This is a genomic window from Aquabacterium fontiphilum (assembly GCF_009909205.1).
GTDB classification, from domain to species: Bacteria; Pseudomonadota; Gammaproteobacteria; order Burkholderiales; family Burkholderiaceae_C; genus Aquabacterium; species Aquabacterium fontiphilum.
On sequence record NZ_JAAAPN010000010.1, the window covers coordinates 1 to 14,985 of the forward strand.

General features: G+C 60.7%; 14 protein-coding genes and 1 pseudogene. 12 read left to right on the plus strand and 3 right to left on the minus strand.

All coding sequences use genetic code 11. The annotated features are described in order from the left end of the window. Positions 1 to 136 precede the first annotated feature (136 nt). Positions 137 to 601 (minus strand): annotated as a pseudogene (locus tag GTZ97_RS12330) (IS110 family RNA-guided transposase); the annotation flags it as partial. Between the two features lie 200 nt (positions 602 to 801). Here GTZ97_RS12330 and GTZ97_RS12335 point away from each other — a divergent pair. The 12 genes from GTZ97_RS12335 to GTZ97_RS12395 all read left to right on the plus strand — a co-directional run bounded on the left by GTZ97_RS12335 (position 802) and on the right by GTZ97_RS12395 (position 10,089). Then, a complete protein-coding gene (locus GTZ97_RS12335) occupies positions 802 to 1,440 on the plus strand; it encodes a DUF4145 domain-containing protein (protein WP_161650948.1) in 639 nt (212 codons plus the stop codon). A 162-nt stretch (positions 1,441 to 1,602) separates the two neighbouring features. After that, positions 1,603 to 2,160, plus strand: coding sequence for a hypothetical protein (locus GTZ97_RS12340; protein ID WP_161650949.1), 558 nt, complete (start codon positions 1,603 to 1,605; stop codon positions 2,158 to 2,160). A gap of 160 nt (positions 2,161 to 2,320) precedes the next feature. Next, entirely contained in the window at positions 2,321 to 3,433 is a 1,113-nt protein-coding gene (locus GTZ97_RS12345) for a hypothetical protein (protein WP_161650950.1), read from the plus strand. A 182-nt stretch (positions 3,434 to 3,615) separates the two neighbouring features. Next, positions 3,616 to 4,098, plus strand: coding sequence for a peptidylprolyl isomerase (locus GTZ97_RS12350; RefSeq protein ID WP_161650951.1), 483 nt, complete (start codon positions 3,616 to 3,618; stop codon positions 4,096 to 4,098). Between the two features lie 88 nt (positions 4,099 to 4,186). Next, complete coding sequence (locus GTZ97_RS12355) at positions 4,187 to 4,762, plus strand: hypothetical protein (RefSeq protein WP_161650952.1); 576 nt, start codon at positions 4,187 to 4,189, stop codon at positions 4,760 to 4,762. 137 nt (positions 4,763 to 4,899) lie between these two features. Continuing rightward, positions 4,900 to 5,436, plus strand: coding sequence for a DUF924 family protein (locus GTZ97_RS12360; protein ID WP_161650953.1), 537 nt, complete (start codon positions 4,900 to 4,902; stop codon positions 5,434 to 5,436). Positions 5,437 to 5,580: 144 nt separating this feature from the next. Beyond that, entirely contained in the window at positions 5,581 to 7,116 is a 1,536-nt protein-coding gene (locus GTZ97_RS12365) for a COG3904 family protein (protein ID WP_161650954.1), read from the plus strand. A gap of 658 nt (positions 7,117 to 7,774) precedes the next feature. Continuing rightward, a complete protein-coding gene (locus GTZ97_RS12375; RefSeq protein ID WP_161650956.1) occupies positions 7,775 to 8,194 on the plus strand; it encodes a hypothetical protein in 420 nt (139 codons plus the stop codon). A gap of 41 nt (positions 8,195 to 8,235) precedes the next feature. After that, positions 8,236 to 8,664: a VOC family protein gene (locus GTZ97_RS12380; RefSeq protein WP_161650957.1), complete on the plus strand. Its 429-nt coding sequence runs from the start codon at positions 8,236 to 8,238 to the stop codon at positions 8,662 to 8,664. A gap of 12 nt (positions 8,665 to 8,676) precedes the next feature. Then, positions 8,677 to 9,378 carry a class I SAM-dependent methyltransferase gene (locus tag GTZ97_RS12385; RefSeq protein ID WP_161650958.1) on the plus strand — a complete coding sequence of 234 codons (702 nt, stop codon included), beginning with the start codon at positions 8,677 to 8,679 and terminating at the stop codon, positions 9,376 to 9,378. Between the two features lie 10 nt (positions 9,379 to 9,388). After that, positions 9,389 to 9,664, plus strand: coding sequence for a hypothetical protein (locus GTZ97_RS12390; RefSeq protein ID WP_161650959.1), 276 nt, complete (start codon positions 9,389 to 9,391; stop codon positions 9,662 to 9,664). Further along, positions 9,661 to 10,089 carry a VOC family protein gene (locus GTZ97_RS12395; protein WP_161650960.1) on the plus strand — a complete coding sequence of 143 codons (429 nt, stop codon included), beginning with the start codon at positions 9,661 to 9,663 and terminating at the stop codon, positions 10,087 to 10,089. Before GTZ97_RS12390 ends, GTZ97_RS12395 begins: the two co-directional genes overlap by 4 nt. Positions 10,090 to 10,098: 9 nt before the next feature. On the opposite strand, the gene GTZ97_RS12400 is transcribed toward GTZ97_RS12395, so the two are convergent. Together GTZ97_RS12400 and GTZ97_RS12405 are read right to left on the minus strand one after the other, a co-directional pair. Then, a complete protein-coding gene (locus tag GTZ97_RS12400) occupies positions 10,099 to 11,763 on the minus strand; it encodes a ShlB/FhaC/HecB family hemolysin secretion/activation protein (RefSeq protein ID WP_236651194.1) in 1,665 nt (554 codons plus the stop codon). Next, entirely contained in the window at positions 11,760 to 14,984 is a 3,225-nt protein-coding gene (locus GTZ97_RS12405; protein ID WP_161650961.1) for a two-partner secretion domain-containing protein, read from the minus strand. The genes GTZ97_RS12400 and GTZ97_RS12405 overlap by 4 nt, the downstream gene beginning before the upstream one ends. Position 14,985 lies beyond the last annotated feature (1 nt).

The window sequence follows — 14,985 nt, forward strand, 5'->3', positions numbered from 1 at the left end:
AACGCCGTGCGGCCTCACAGCAGCCTGGGCTACTTGACGCCTCACGAGTTCAAACTGCAGTATCTGTCCCTTCCACAACCCGCCGTCTTCCAGGAATGATTGGCGTGAAAAAGCCGAGCAGGTCAGCAGCCTTCAGGGGCAACACGATGCCGAACTCCGACAGCAGGCCGCGGATGCGGTTGATCATCCCTGTGCGCTGCTCGATGAAGGCCTGGCGCATGCGGTGCACCGTCAGGCGGCCTTGCTGCTCCAGGCTCTTGACCGGCACAAACCGCATGTTGGGCCGTTGCACGGCCTCGCAGATCGCAGCCGCGTCGGCCGCGTCGTTCTTGCCTCGTCGACCGCTCATGCGGTAGGGTGCGACGAACTTGGGCGCCATCAGGCGCACGGTGTGGCCGAAGCCGGCGAACACACGCGCCCAGTGGTGCGCACCCGAGCAGGCCTCCATGCCAATGGTGCACGGCGGCAGCGCCGCCACCATGCCCACCAGCTTGTCGCGCGCCACCTTCGGCGCCACCAGCACAGCTTTGCCATGCTCATCAACGCCGTGCAGCGCAAACACGGTCTTGGCGAGATCGATTCCAACGAACAAAATGGCCATGGACTTCCCCTTCCGGATGAAACAAAGATGAGTAATTCGCACTTCCCATCTTGGTCTCTCATGACCGGCGCCGCAAATCAGCGGCTAGTTCGGGACGGGGAAGTCCCTTTCATTCGTTAGGCGTCAAATCTCATAGGCAGCAGATGACTCTTCCCATCACCGCAACGGACTTGCAAGGACGAGATGATCGACTGGAGCTGATGAGCGTTCCTGATCTGTGTCCGCGCTGCCATCATCGTATTCATCCAAAGGTTGTAACGGCGTCAAGCATTAGCGACAGAAGTGTTTCGCAAGCCATATTCAAGTGCACCAACCAAAAGTGCCAAGAACTGTTCATTGCCACCTACGTTTTCAATGCGAAGGTAGGTAGCGGCGGTCGCCAATATGAGCTTCGCGCAGTCGCACCGTTTTCGGCTCAACCAGCGGATTTTCCTGAGACCGTCCAATGCCTATCTCCGACTTTTGTAGAGATCTACAATCAAGTTATTGCCGCAGAGTCGAGGAGCCTAGATCAGCTCGTGGGAATTGGGTTACGAAAAGCTCTCGAGTTCTTGGTCAAAGATTTCGCATCAGCTATAAATCCAGACAAAGCTGAACAGATCAAGGCATCAATGTTGGCACCATGCATTACTCAGTTCATTGACGACATAAACATCAAGGAGTGCGCTAAGCGCGCAGCTTGGTTAGGGAATGACGAAACCCACTATGTACGAAAGTGGGAGTCCAAAGACGTAAGTGATCTGAAGCTCCTTGTGAGGCTCACAGTGAACTGGATTGACAGTTTCCTGCTCACCCAGAAATACATAGAAGAAATGAACGCTGGGGCGCCCAGTAAGTAATGAGAACGAATACACAAAACCTTGCCTTCGCTCCTCAGCCTAATTGGGGGTTCAACGCGTACGCCAACATGAGCCATGCTTTCGGCATTTTCATGGCCCATATCTGTGCCCTCCAGCCTTCGGCTTCCGGCGCCGGTTAACCGGGGCGTTGGGCGTCACGAAATGGGCTACAGCATTGCATGGATCGCAACACGCGGCATCCCACTGGATCAAGCGCTGATTGCAGCGGGCTTGTCCAGCACGTCTACGTTGGCCGAGTTCGCTTCAAAGCCATTCACTGGTCAGGCCATGCGGCATGGGTGGTACTTGCTTGTTGCGAAGGGATGCGACAGCCCTCTCATTGCCAGCAAGGTGCTTGCAGAACTATCAACTAGTGGAGAAGTGATCGCATGCGCCATTGAAGAACATGTCATGTTCAGTTCTGCGGAATTCTGGCAAGGCGGTCACCGCATTTGGAAGGTTGCGCATTCATCGGACAAGGGAATACGCCACCTCTCCTCATCAGGCGCACCGCCCGCCTCATTCCAAGATATCGTGGCCGAAGCCAACCGCCTGCAAGAACAAGATTCAGAGGTTGATTACTTCTTCGACGTCCCTCTTACGTTGGCCAGCAAGTTGTGCGGATTCAAGCATGATGAAGCGCGCGACGGCTTGAACCCCGAGCAGTTCCTCGTTTATACGAAAGGCCAAGGGCACAAAAAGTGGTGGCAGTTTTGGTAGCGCGCAGTCATGTGCCGGGGTGCGCGCATGTTGGTGCCATACGAGCCTAGGGCTCAGGCGTCAATTCACTTGAGCGCCAGGCTTCCTGGTCTCATAATCAGTGGCATTGTTCATTTAAATCAATCAGCATTTTTTCAACAACCCCGTCTGGGAGGAACGCATGTCTCTATCCAAAAAACTATCCATTGTCACGAGCTTGTATTTTCTAGCCTTTCACCCTTCACATGCGGCCATACCAGCAGATATACCGAGTGACTTTCAGGTTACTGCTGTGTCGTTGACATCCGTCAACGACGTAGTTTTTAATGCATCAACCCAAGAGCTCTTGGTATCCGTTGGCAGCCTCGCTGGTTATGGATACGGCAACTCGATCACCCGTATTGGGCTAAATGGCACTATCCTTGGGTCTCAGTTCGTAGGCAGCGAGCCAGGCAAGATTGCATTGTCTTCAGATGGAACAGTGGGATACGTTGCCCTGCAAGCCGCCCCCAGCATCAAGCAATTTAATGCACTAACTGGCACCACCATTTCTTCGATATCAACGCCAAGCTCCACCTATAGCGGTGCCACACGAGCTGAAGACATTGCAGTATCGCCTGATAATGCTAATGTGATAGCCGTTTCCATCAGCAACACCTGCTGCAGCCCTCGTCATGAAGGCGTCTACATTATTGAAAACGGTCAAGTCTTGCCCAACCGTACACCTGGGCACACTGGAAGTAACACCATCGAGTTTGGGGCGAACGGCAGCATACTTTACGGGTATAACAACGAGACAACGGAATTCGGCTTCCGCACCATGTCTGTGAACAATGCCGGCGTCAGCACGACCTCTGTCACAGGCGGCGCGCTTTATGGGTTCTATCAGACCTTTACCTACGAAGCTGGCTTGGCCTACTCTTCGAGTGGCGTTGTGTTCAATCCATCTACTGGCGAGCAACTGGGAAAGTTTTCACTGCCATACGACGCGACATTCACAGCCAGCGTAACGACCAAGCGCGCATATGCAATTGACGGAGCCCGGCGACTGACTGTCTTCGACTTCGATACTTTTACCCCAATCGCTACATTCAATCTTGCCGGACAACTGAACGACACCAACATCTCCAAGCTTATCTACACCCAATCTGGCAGCTTGGCGGCGATAGGTCCAACGGGTGTTTATGTGCTGTCCGCTGTGCCAGAGATTGGCTCAATGTGGATGATGATCCTCGGTTTGTTCGGTTTGATGGCCACAGTTAAGATTTCACATCATTACCGGGAAACGCGGTAAAGGTCCCCTATCGGTCGGTTCGAGCCCAACTGTTCGGTCAAGCTGACACCAACAGGTTCTGCCGGCCGATACCGATACTGCGCGAACCAATCATCTATGGGTAATCGCCTCCTCGCACGCATCCCGTCGTCGCAAGTGAGCACGACGTCCTCCCTTACCTCAGCCATCAGCATTGCATGAACATGAGAGCATTTCCCGGCTTGATAATCGCAGCCCTTCTGACGGCCTGCGCCAGTCCACAGGTGTCCGAGGCTGAAGCAAGAGCCGAGTACGAAAAAATTGTTGCGCTCATATCAAGCAGCGAGTACAACGTACGCCATATCTTGGTGGAAAGCAAGTCCCAAGCAGCGACCGCTTTAAATCGCATTCGAGCGGGCGAGTCGTTTGGCTCAGTTGCTCGCGAGTTATCACAAGACCCAGGCTCGGCGCCACAGAGTGGAGAATTAGGCTGGAACGACCCAAGAAACTTCGTCCCCGAGTTTTCCAAAGCGATGATCACGTTGACACCTAACGGGATGACAAAAGAGCCGGTAAGAAGCCCCTTCGGCTGGCACATCATTGAAGTGAATGAAATACGTAAGGCAGCGGTCCCGCCATTTGAAGAAGTCCAAGACAAGATAGTAAGCCGACTCAAAAAACGAAAGGCGGCAGTGGCTAACAACTGATTGGGCTTCTTGACGGGAGCGATGCCCTACACCACAAAGCAGATCGACACATTAAGTGCGACACCACCGAGATTACCGATTACGCATCATGCAAGCCTTTTATAAAATAATTGCATTTAGCGCTTCGTGCGCAATTCTGTCCGGTTGCGCCTTTGTTGACGCTCCTGTGCCGGCCGAGGCCAGGCAGGAAAACGGATCCGCATACATTTCCGGTCGCTTCACACGCAATGACACCACCGAAAATTTTGCCCTGATCTTGAAGAACACCGTCACCGGCAAGGAGTACCTCATGCCATTGGGTGACACGAAAACAAAAGACCCACAACTGCACAACAAAGTGATTGCCCTGAAGGTGGAGCCGGGCCTTTACTCTGCCACACACTGGGTCACTTATTTTGGACGAACAAAGGAACAAACGAGCAAGAATCCAGTCAATAGCGGCGACCTTAAAATGATCCACGCATTCGCCGGCGAAAATACATTTATTGGAGACTATGATTTAAAGTACTGGCAATCCCCCCATCCAACACAATGGAGAAGTTTTTATTTGAATTGGTCAATGAGAGCCAAACCAATCACTCTGGACGAGGCTCGTAGAGCATTTGAAGAAGAGTACCCTAATCTAAGCACAAAAGAGTTCCATTGCTTGATCTGCACGCCGTGACAAAGGCACAATGCCGGCAACCTCTCGCGTTCAGCGACGCTCGAAACGTATCAGAAGCCAACCCACCCCGCCGCCAATGTCCTGTTCTTGGGGGGCGACCTACCGCTCATGTTTGTGAGCCTTTATGAAAGCCAACCATGTACCAAGATGTCATTCGCTTCTGGTTTGAGGAAACCGCTCCTGACCAATGGTGGGCGGCCGATCCGTCATTTGATCAACTGATCAAATCGCGCTTCTTGCCTACCCTCATGCAAGCTTCGCAAGGCGAATTGCATGATTGGCGCGACGAGCCACTGGGCCGACTCGCTGAGATCATTGTTTTGGATCAGTTTTCTCGAAATATCTTCAGAAACACGCCTCAGGCCTTTGCACAAGACGCCATGGCGCTTGTGTTGTCGCAGGAAGCTTTTCGGCAGAATGCGCACCTTTCGCTGTCACCCACAGAGCGTGCTTTTCTCTTCATGCCGTTCATGCACAGTGAATCCGCGAAAATTCATGTGCTCGCCGAAAAGCTGTTCAAGGACTTCACGCCGGCTTCGAACCACGACTTTGAGCTGAAGCACAAAGCCATCATTGACCGATTTGGTCGCTATCCCCACCGCAACGCCATACTGGGGCGCGCAACCACCCCTGAGGAAGCCGCGTTCTTGTTGCAACCAAATTCGAGCTTTTAAGGGCAACCGCGCTTTTAAGTGGAACGGCCAGGCCTCTGGCTGTTTTCGAAGTTTCGCCCTTTGACACTCCACGTCAAGAACCTCCCGTCATCGCCGTCATGACCGCCTGACATGAGCTCCAACGCCTTAGCCAGCCCGCCGCCGATGCCTGATTACAAAGGCCCTTTCGCCTTCTTCCGCAGGCACTACAACGGCGACTACTCCCTCGGGCGGTCTTACTGGGTTAACACCTTCCTGGTGTCGCTGTTCGCGCCAGCACTGGGGCTGATGCTCTTGCCGTGGTTGGGTCGCAGTTTCCCGGCGCGCTACAGTTCAGCGGCGTTTCTGCTGCTCACGGTCCTTGGCCTCCTCATCTGGTTCTGGGCGGTCTCTGGCACATGGGCATCTGCCAGCAAGCATGTTCAGCGTGGCGGCAAAGCGGGTTGGGCTACCGCCGCAAAGCTGTTGATCATCATTGGCGTCTTGCGCACGGCGGGCGAGCTTGTCTCGGGCTGGCCCACTTGGAAGGAGCACATCGAAGTGGCTGCGGGCGCCCAAATGGGGCCGGGCGCTGAGTTGGTCGTGCGCGCCGACGGTCGCTCCATCTTGCTTCACGGCGGCATCAACGACGGAACGGCAGAGCAGCTGGAGCAGGCGCTGCAGGCCGCCCCAGGGGTAACCACCGTGGTGCTGTCGTCAAGCGGCGGATGGATCCGAGAGGGCCACATGCTGGCCGACGTCATTCGCCAGCGGAGCCTCAATACGTATGTCGAGGGCTACTGCGCCTCCGCCTGCACGATCGCCTTCTTGGCGGGCCGTGACCGCGCCGCAGCCCCCACGGCCCAGATCGGGTTTCATGCCAGCCGCGGGGTGGGCAGTGTTGGTTCGAAGCGCTCGAACCAGGAGGTCGAGCAGTTGCGCGCCATGTACCAGGCCGCCGGCCTTCCGGAGTCGTTCATCCGCAGGGTGATCGACACGCCACACGACGCCATGTGGCATCCGTCGCACGAGGAGCTGTTGGCAGCGGGCGTGTTGACGCGACGGAGCTCTGGCGGTGAAACGGCGACGATCTCCACGGCGGTTCGATCCAAGGAGGCGCTGGCCGCTGAGTTCAAGAAAGTCGAGCTCTTCGCCTTGCTGGCCGCAAAATCGCCCGACGACTTCGAGCGCGTGATCCAGGCGGCCTGGCTCAAAGCCCAGCAAGGCGCGACGGACGTAGAAGTGACGTCGGCGGGCCGCGCTCAGATCGGCGTCGTCATGCCCAAGTTCCTGGTCTTGGCCACAGACGACACGCTGATCGCCTATCAGGCTCTCATTCAGGAGCAGCTTGAAGCCATGCGCGCGCGCGACATGGCAGTCTGCGTCGAGATGGTGCTTCCCTCCGGCCAGCCCATCAACATCACCGGCAACATGCCGCGCCATCTGGTCGAGCGCGAGCTGAATCTGCTGGCGCAGATGGTGCGTGAAGCCAATGGAGCCCGCGCCATCTCCCCGACGCCGGCTGAGCGACAACGCGTCGGCCAGCGCGCCGCGGCGCGTATGACGCAGCAGCAGTTGGCGGTCATTGCAGAGCCCGAGGCCTATCGCCAAAGCGCGCCGGCTTCGCTGTGCGATGCAGGAATTGCTTTCGTAGCCGGGCTCAACAGCATCCCGGCACAAGAAAGAGGTCGGGCGCTGCGGGTGTTCTACGCGGGCAACTGAATCCCGAGAGGCGACGAAGGCGGCAGCGCGTTCACATGGTTGCAATGAAGCGCCTTTAAAAAAGCGAACTGACCGCAGGCAGGCATTAAGATAACCTGCTTTAATTAAAAATCACATCAGGGTACAAATGAAACACAATCTTTCACGTAGAGCCGTCTTGGCGAACGCACTGCTGTTATCACTAGTGTCAGGATGCGGAGGCGGCGGAGACAGCAAAAATGAATCCGTAGCAGAAAGCCCGCCGAGCCAGTTCGAATATGATTTATTGGCGGAACAAGCTCGTGCCAGCCTAAATACTGCACGAACTCTCGCCAGAAGCAGCACCTGCAACGAGTCGAGCGAATGTGTGCTGGTGAAGTTTAATGCCAGCCCCTTCGCTTGCCACCATCTTAATATCACCATTACATATTCGTCCACATCGGAAAGCCTGCCCGAAATTCTTCACCACCTCGAGAACTACAAAACCCTGAGCAGGAAAGCCGTTGCCGTCGAGCCTCCAACTCCACCCGAGACATCCATCACGTGCTTTGCCAGTACGATTGAAATTCCCCCATCTTGTATCGCGCAGACCTGCGGATGGCCAGCAGAAGGCGACGATCCCCCGCCCCCATAAGGAAACGCAAAAGGATCCATACGGCATCCATAGCAGAATGCCCTCATGGATCCCGTCTACCTTCTCACAGTGAACGCCGCCCTCCAGGTGTTGGTGTCGTCGTTGCTTGGCACACTGATGCTCGTTCCCATGCAGCCTTGGGGCAAGCGCTTCGCGGCCAGAATGAACATGAAGTCGCTGCTGGCCACCCACATCGACTGGTACATGCTGGCCTTCATGCAATGGGGCGCCGCTTTCATCATGTCGCGGTGGGACAGCACCGCAAGCTTGCCCATTGCCGCGCTGCTGGTGTTCGGCGGTTGGACGAACGCGCTGCCCTACCTGCTGCGTGGTTTTGGCATCAACGCCTTCGTGCTCGGGGGTGATACTGTTCAGCGCATCGCTGCTGCCATCGGGGGCTTGAGCGTGCTGGCCATCCTCACCGCGTGGAGCGTGTTGTGCTGGCAGTTGCTCCACTTGCATTGAGGCTCGCCGGGCAACGCCTTGAGCAATTTGAAAGGTTACCCATGGAAGCACAGCAACTTCATCGCGGCCGCCTGATTGATCACGTTCAACTGGTGGTGCGCGATCTGGCGGCCAGCCGGGCTTTTTACGAGGCCGCCCTGGGCGCGCTCAACGTGCCCATGGGCGGCGAAGGCGAAGGCTACTTTTGGGTGGACGAGCTGTTTGTTTCAACTGCCGACAGCCTGGCCTCGCAGGGCCACCTCACGGGCCGCCACCATCTGGCGTTTCAGGCGCAAGACCGGGCCATGGTTGACGCCTTCTACCGGGCGGCGCTGGCCCACGGCGGCCAGGACAATGGTGCCCCCGGAGAGCGCCCGTATCACCCCGGCTACTACGCCGCGTTCGTGCTGGATCCGGACGGCAACAACATCGAGGCCGTTTATCACGGCGAAGCGGAGCGCTCGGCCCCGTCGGTGGTCATCACTTTTTGATCGGATGCGCCCGTGGACCGCACGGAACTCAAATCGACCTTTGATCAGCAAGCCGGCGTGTACGACCAGCAATGGGCCAAGCTGGCGCCCTTTCGGGACGGCATCCACTTGCTGGCGGCATCGGTCTTCAGCGGTTTGCCGCACGACGCCCGCATGTTGTGCGTTGGCGCAGGCACGGGTGCCGAAATCCACTTCTTTGCGGATCGTTTTCCCGGCTGGACGTTTGTGGCGGTCGAGCCATCTGGGGGGATGGTGAGCGCCGCAAGGTCTCGTGCTGAGGCCCATGGCTACGACAAGCGCTGCGAGTTCCACACAGGCTACTTGGAATCCCTGCCCACGTCAGCGCCGTTCGATGCCGCCACCTCGCTGCTGGTGTCGCACTTCTTGCTGCACCCAGGCGAACGCATGGCATTCTTCCGAGCGATTGCAGACCGGCTGAAGCCCGAGGGCATGCTGGTGACGTCGGATCTGAGCGCAGACACAGCCTCGCCGCTCTACCCGGACTTGCTGGAGGTATGGATGCGGGCGCTCTCGGGGGCGGACCTTTCCGCGGAGCGCTTGCAGCAGATGCGGGCGGCCTATGACAAAGATGTGTCCATTCTGCCGCCGAGCAGCGTCGAAGCCATCGTCGCTTCAGGGGGGTTCCAGCCGCCGGTACAGTGTTATCAGGCTGGGCTGATACACGCTTGGTATGCCCGGCGACGGGCGAGCTGAAAGGGTTCCCATGGATGCGCAAACTGAAGGCGACATGGTGGTGCTGGTCGGCAACCTGACCCCCACCGAGGCCCATATCCTGACGTCATGCCTGAAGGCAGCGGGCATCCAGGCGCTGGCGGGCGACACCGACACGGTGCAGGCGAACGACCTGTGGTCGATCGCGCTGGGTGGCGCCAAGATCCGTGTGCGGGCGGCTCAGTTGGACGAGGCCAAAGCGGTGCTGAAGGCTTTCGAGGCCGGTGAGTTCGAGCTGGGGGATGACTTCGACGAAGGCCGGGCATGACACCGCACCTGTCAGTCATCACACTGGGCGTGGACAACCTGGAGCGTGCGGTGGCGTTCTACCGCGACGGGCTCGGCTGGCCAACCAAGGGGATCATCGGCACCGAGTTCGAGCACGGGGCCGTGGCCTTCTTTTCCTTGAATGGCGGGCTGCGGCTGGCCCTGTGGCCGCGCGCCAGCTTGGCCCATGATGCGGGCCTGCCGCCACCGTCAGGCAGCGCGGCCGTATCGGGCGGCATCAGCCTGGGCCATAACGTCGAGTCGGCCGAGGCGGTCGATGCCGTGATGACCCAAGCCATTCGCGCCGGTGGCAGCGAGGTCAAACCGGCACAGCCCACCTTCTACGGCGGCTACGCCGGCTACTTCGCGGACACCGAAGGCCACCTGTGGGAGGTGGTTTACAACCCGGCGCTGGGCGATCTTTAGCCCCGAGGCTCAGAAGCGATAAGCCACCGTCACCCACAGCCGTGGATTGCGCTGTCGCGTGTCGGATGTGGCGTTGCCGCCATGGGTTCGCCACGCCAGCGCAGCGTCGACCGTCCAGTCGGCCTGCTGAGCGCGCACGCCCAGGCCCGCGCCGCCCAGCGAGCGGCTGTTGTCGCCTTGTTCCCAGGGACGCGCGTTGCGTGCGATGCGGCCTGCGTCGTGGAACAGATATGGCGTCACGCCGCCCATCGTGTAGCGCAGTTCGACCTGGCCAAGCCAGCCCCGATCGCCATAGCCTTCGCCGCTGGGATAGGCTCGCACAGCGTCCGCCCCGCCGAGACCGAAGCCTTCTGATGAATCCAGGTTCATGCGGGTCCATTGGGCGGCCACGCGCGCGTGCAGCGTCCATGCGCCCGGCAGAGCCTGGATGCGCGCCACGTCGACGTTGAACTTGTCAAACCGGCCTTCGGTGCGGGCGGTCGTACGGTCGAGCGCGCGAGCGGCAGGGTCAAGTTGCAGCTTGCCAGCCGACCAACTGAACATGCCATAGGTCAGGCCGCCCTGCCCCAGTCCGTCTCGCAAGTCCAGCCTCAGGGTGAGCGGCACGACATTGCTGGTCTTGTCGCTGCGCGTATCGGTGCTGCCTTGCCGGTCAATCAGTTTCTTGTGCTGATAAGCACCGCCCAGCGTGACATTGAGGCGCTGCGAGCGTACCAGCGGGTAGGTCAGGCCGAGGCTTGAGACTTCGGCTGTGCCGGTGGCATCCAGGCTGGAGAAGCCTTTGCCCAAGGTGTAAGCGCTGCGGGAATAGCCGCCCTGGGCGCGCAAGCCCGAAGCCCCTACGGGCGCGCTGTAGTCGGCACTTCCAAACCACATGGCTTCATCAGTCACCAGCGCCCTCAGACTGATCTGGTCGCCCACCAGGAAAGGGCTGTTGATGTCGAGGTCCAGCTTGGCGCGGTGTTGCCCGGTGTAGCGGTTACCGGTGTTGTCCAGCCCAACTTGGCCCGTGATACGGGGGCCGCGCTGCAGCGAAACATCCAGATCACCCGAGCCCGCGGCCTGCCCCGGACGAATGAGCGGCGACACGCTCACGCCAGGCAGATCGTCGAGCAGCAGCGTGGCGCGCTCGAGCGCAGCGCTCTGAATCACCGCACCGGTCTGCAGGCCGCCGAGAAAGGCTTGACCGCGCGCGGCAAGAGCCGGGTCATCCGACAGGGCGCGCACTTGACCATACTGGCCCTCGATGACTTCAATGCGCAGGATCTGGTCGCCCAGGGCTTGTGCTGGCACAAGTGCCCGCGCAAACGGATAGCCGTTGCGGCGGTAATGCGCGCTGATGGCGTCGGCGAGGCCGCGCAGGCCGGCCAGATCGAATGCACGCCCGCGGACGTCGCCAATAACGGCCTGCAGGGCCTCACTGGTGTACACGGTGTGGCCGCTGAACTGGACGCCGGCGAGTGTGACCTGGGGCCCGCCCGGCGGCGTGGCCTGGCGCGGGGCGGGCTGAACATCGACCAGCACGCCGGGTTGAGGCGCCTGCGGTGCTGGTTGGGTTTGCCTGAGCACTTGACCGCCGTCTGGCGCGGTCTGCGCGCGGGCATGCGCAGCAAGCGCCGCAATGACGGCCAGCGCCACGGCGCGGTATACGACGGTGTGAGCTTGCGACATCATTGACCTTCCTGATGGGTTGCGGCGCCATGGCCGGCGGGCATGCGAATGCCACCTGAGACGACGAACACCCGCATGAAGCCAGCGCCATCGCGTCCGCCAGAGGCAGCTGTTGGCGGCACACCGGCCCCGGCCGAGGCCTCTGGCGTGGCCGGCGCGGAAACAAACACCAGGCCATTGGATGCCGCCGCGCCCGGCGTGGGGGGGGCCAATGTGATCGGCCCGGTGGAGACCACACGAGGCAGGCTGCTGACGAGCGTGGTGCGCACTGCAGCCTCCTGCGGCTCGGGGGGCGTGCCGCGCTCAATCAGGAGGCTGCCATCCAGCGCGGTGATGTCGTAGTTGCTACCGGCGAACGCATTGGCCGTGATCGCATAGCTGCCGACCGTCTCACCTGGCACGCGCGACAGGGTGACGGTCAGGCTGTCGCCATCAACCAGGCTGCCTGAGGTGAGTTGGTAGGTGAAGACCGGGTCGACCGCATTCACGAGCTTGCGCCTGTCGTCAACGGTGACCGTGAGGGCGCGGGGGTTGATGGTCAGCGTGCCGCTGGTGTAGTTGATGAGGTAGCCCTGCTGGGTTGAGCGCAAGCCGTTTGGTGCGATGTCGTAGCTGCCCGCCTGGGTGGCGCTCTCTGCGCTGCCTCCGTAGCTTAAGCTGCCCGCAATCAGGCTCATGTCCGGTGTGAGGCTGTAGCTGGCGGTGTAGCTGCCGGCGTAGGCCTGGCCGTCATAGGTCTTGCTGACGTCGTGAGCCGTGACGTGAAGCGGGACCATGTGCGCGCGCAGCAGTGGGTCAGTATGCCCCTCATACAGCACCCAGACCTGGTTGAAATCCCAGCCGGGCGCGCTGTCGCCATTGGCTGTCGTGGCGCTGGTGAAGTTAACTGCCGTCCTGAAATCCGCTGTGCTCATCCCGTGGCCTGCGCCGCTCGTGGCCTGGCCGCTGCGCTGGACATCCCAGAAGCTGGTGTTCGCGGCCCACGCGGAGTCGCTGTGGCCGGTGAGGCCACCAACATCGTCGCCTGGGCTGGAGACAGCCCCGGTCGCATAGCTGCGCTCGATGTTGCCGCCATGGTGGCCCACGAGCCCACCAACGCGGTCGCCCGTGGCCGTGACGGAGCCGGTGGCATAGCTGTTAACGATGTAGTTGTTGCTGTAGCCGGTCAAGCCCCCTACAAAGCTGCCGCCCGTGATAGCGCCGGTGGCATAGGTGGTGTCAAGCACCCCGGTGTTGGCGCCCGTCAGGCCGCCGGCGCCGTTGGGGGAGCCACTCAAGGCGCCGGTGGCCGTCACGCTGCCTGTGGCGTAGCTGTGCTCGATCCAGCCGCCGTTGAACCCGACAAGGCCGCCCACCTCACGGTCGGCCGACACAGTCGCAAATGAACGGCTTTCCCGGGTGGTCAACTCGTGTGCCGTGCCAATCAGGCCACCCACGTAGTACGCGCCACTCACCGTGCCAGAAGCGTAGTTGTTGTGGATGCCGCCCCCCACGGCAGCGCCCACCAGTGCCCCGGTGCGCTCACCGCCGACGATCTGGACGTTCGCCAGCCCGACGTTGCGCAAGGTGGCGTGGTCTGTGGCGCCGAACAGGCCCACACCGTACTGCGCCGGAAGGTTGATGCTCAGGTTGCTGATTACGTTACCCAGGCCGTCGAACTGCCCGGTGAACTCGCCGCTGCCGTTGCCGACCGGGTTGAAGCCTTGTGCCCAGCCAGCCGTGGCAGTGGCGTCAATGTGACCGCCCAGGGCATATCGGCCGGCGAGGTCGCCCGCCATGCCTTGCAGATCAGCGCCGTTCGTGCTGCCCTCGCTGCCCAGCGCATTGATCACGGTGTAGCCAAGCCCGCCGATGGTGAGCAGCCCGGTTCCTGCGCGGCCGCCAAAGTCCACCCGACCGCTGAAGCCACCGCCCAGAGCGGTGCCCACGCGCACCGTGCCACTGGTGTTGGCCGCATCTGAACCGTTGGCGGTGGCCGGATTGAGTGCCAGAGTGGCCGTACCGGTCGCGGTCATGACGGCTTCGATGCGCACGTCCCGGGCCGCTGTCAGCGTGAGGGTGTTGGCCGACCAGCTGATGGTGTCGCGCACGAGGATGTCGCCTGACCCCGCGCCCGAACCGCTGCTGCTCTGGATCTCCACATTGGCGGTGTTCAATGCGCTGGACAGCTGCGTCCCGGTCATGTCACCCCCCGTCGCGGCGATGACGTAGTCCTGCGGATCAATCAGCCATTTGCCGGTCTGCCCCCCCTGGGACTGGGCAGTGACACGCAGATCCGACGCCAGCTTGACACGCGCGGCACTGGTTTCGATGAAGCCGCCATCGCCACCCGCGGGGGCGCTGGCGTCCAGGCGCCCGCCCACCTCGATGCGATCATGGGCCATGCCGCCCAGCAACATGATCTGCCCGCGCTCGCCGGTGGCCAGCGTCTGAGCCTCGGTGACACCGGTGTGCCGAATGACGGTGGACATCAGGTCCCCCGCGGACCGGGCGTTCAGGTAGACCACCCCGCCTGAGGACCGTATGGCCCCGCCCTGTGCGATCAGGGCGTTCAATGCGCCCTCTTCCACCTGAATCCTGACCGGCCCACCCATATCCAGCGTGACGACCTTACCGGCTCCCAGTGCCACGCCACCACGAACAGCCTCGATGCGGCCGTGGTTCTCGATTCGGGCAGCCACGAGGGCAACAGCACCCCCCTCAGAGGCGGTGATGCGCCCGCGGTTGACGATGCGGGCGTCGCTGTTGCCAGCGAACCGGTACTGGCCGCTCAGCAGGTCGTCGCTGCTCATGGACAGCGTGGACGCTACCAGCCCGCCCACGTTGACCTGTGCCGTCGCGGAGAACAGCACCCCGTTGGGGTTGAGCAGAAACACCTGACCGTTGGCACGCAACGCCCCCTGAATCACAGTGGGGTCGGCGCCCGTCACCCTGTTAAGCGCCACGGAGCTGGCCGACGGCTGAATGAACTGCACGGTGTGGCCCCGCGCGATCGAAAAGCGCTGCCAGTCGGTCACGAGCGCGTCGGTGTGCTGCGTGATGGTCAGGGTGCGTCCGGTCTGCCCGATGTGGCCGCTGCCGCTGACGACGGTTCCACCTTGGGGCAGCACCTGCGCCCCGGCGCCGGCGCTGAGCAGTCCGATCAATCCTGCCGCCGCAAAAAAGGCTTGCAGAGCCTCTCGCCCGACCAGGCGACAGGAGAAGTGACGGATCGGTAAGTTCATC

What these genes read in the sequence shown, in the direction of transcription:
- GTZ97_RS12335 (WP_161650948.1), top strand. Translation starts at nt 802, where the DNA reads ATGAGCGTTCCTGATCTGTGTCCGCGCTGCCATCATCGTATTCATCCA.
- GTZ97_RS12340 (WP_161650949.1), top strand. Translation starts at nt 1,603, where the DNA reads ATGGGCTACAGCATTGCATGGATCGCAACACGCGGCATCCCACTGGAT.
- GTZ97_RS12345 (WP_161650950.1), top strand. Translation starts at nt 2,321, where the DNA reads ATGTCTCTATCCAAAAAACTATCCATTGTCACGAGCTTGTATTTTCTA.
- GTZ97_RS12350 (WP_161650951.1), top strand. Translation starts at nt 3,616, where the DNA reads ATGAGAGCATTTCCCGGCTTGATAATCGCAGCCCTTCTGACGGCCTGC.
- GTZ97_RS12355 (WP_161650952.1), top strand. Translation starts at nt 4,187, where the DNA reads ATGCAAGCCTTTTATAAAATAATTGCATTTAGCGCTTCGTGCGCAATT.
- GTZ97_RS12360 (WP_161650953.1), top strand. Translation starts at nt 4,900, where the DNA reads ATGTACCAAGATGTCATTCGCTTCTGGTTTGAGGAAACCGCTCCTGAC.
- GTZ97_RS12365 (WP_161650954.1), top strand. Translation starts at nt 5,581, where the DNA reads ATGCCTGATTACAAAGGCCCTTTCGCCTTCTTCCGCAGGCACTACAAC.
- GTZ97_RS12375 (WP_161650956.1), top strand. Translation starts at nt 7,775, where the DNA reads ATGGATCCCGTCTACCTTCTCACAGTGAACGCCGCCCTCCAGGTGTTG.
- GTZ97_RS12380 (WP_161650957.1), top strand. Translation starts at nt 8,236, where the DNA reads ATGGAAGCACAGCAACTTCATCGCGGCCGCCTGATTGATCACGTTCAA.
- GTZ97_RS12390 (WP_161650959.1), top strand. Translation starts at nt 9,389, where the DNA reads ATGGATGCGCAAACTGAAGGCGACATGGTGGTGCTGGTCGGCAACCTG.
- GTZ97_RS12395 (WP_161650960.1), top strand. Translation starts at nt 9,661, where the DNA reads ATGACACCGCACCTGTCAGTCATCACACTGGGCGTGGACAACCTGGAG.
- GTZ97_RS12400 (WP_236651194.1), bottom strand. Translation starts at nt 11,763, where the DNA reads ATGATGTCGCAAGCTCACACCGTCGTATACCGCGCCGTGGCGCTGGCC.
- GTZ97_RS12405 (WP_161650961.1), bottom strand. Translation starts at nt 14,984, where the DNA reads ATGAACTTACCGATCCGTCACTTCTCCTGTCGCCTGGTCGGGCGAGAG.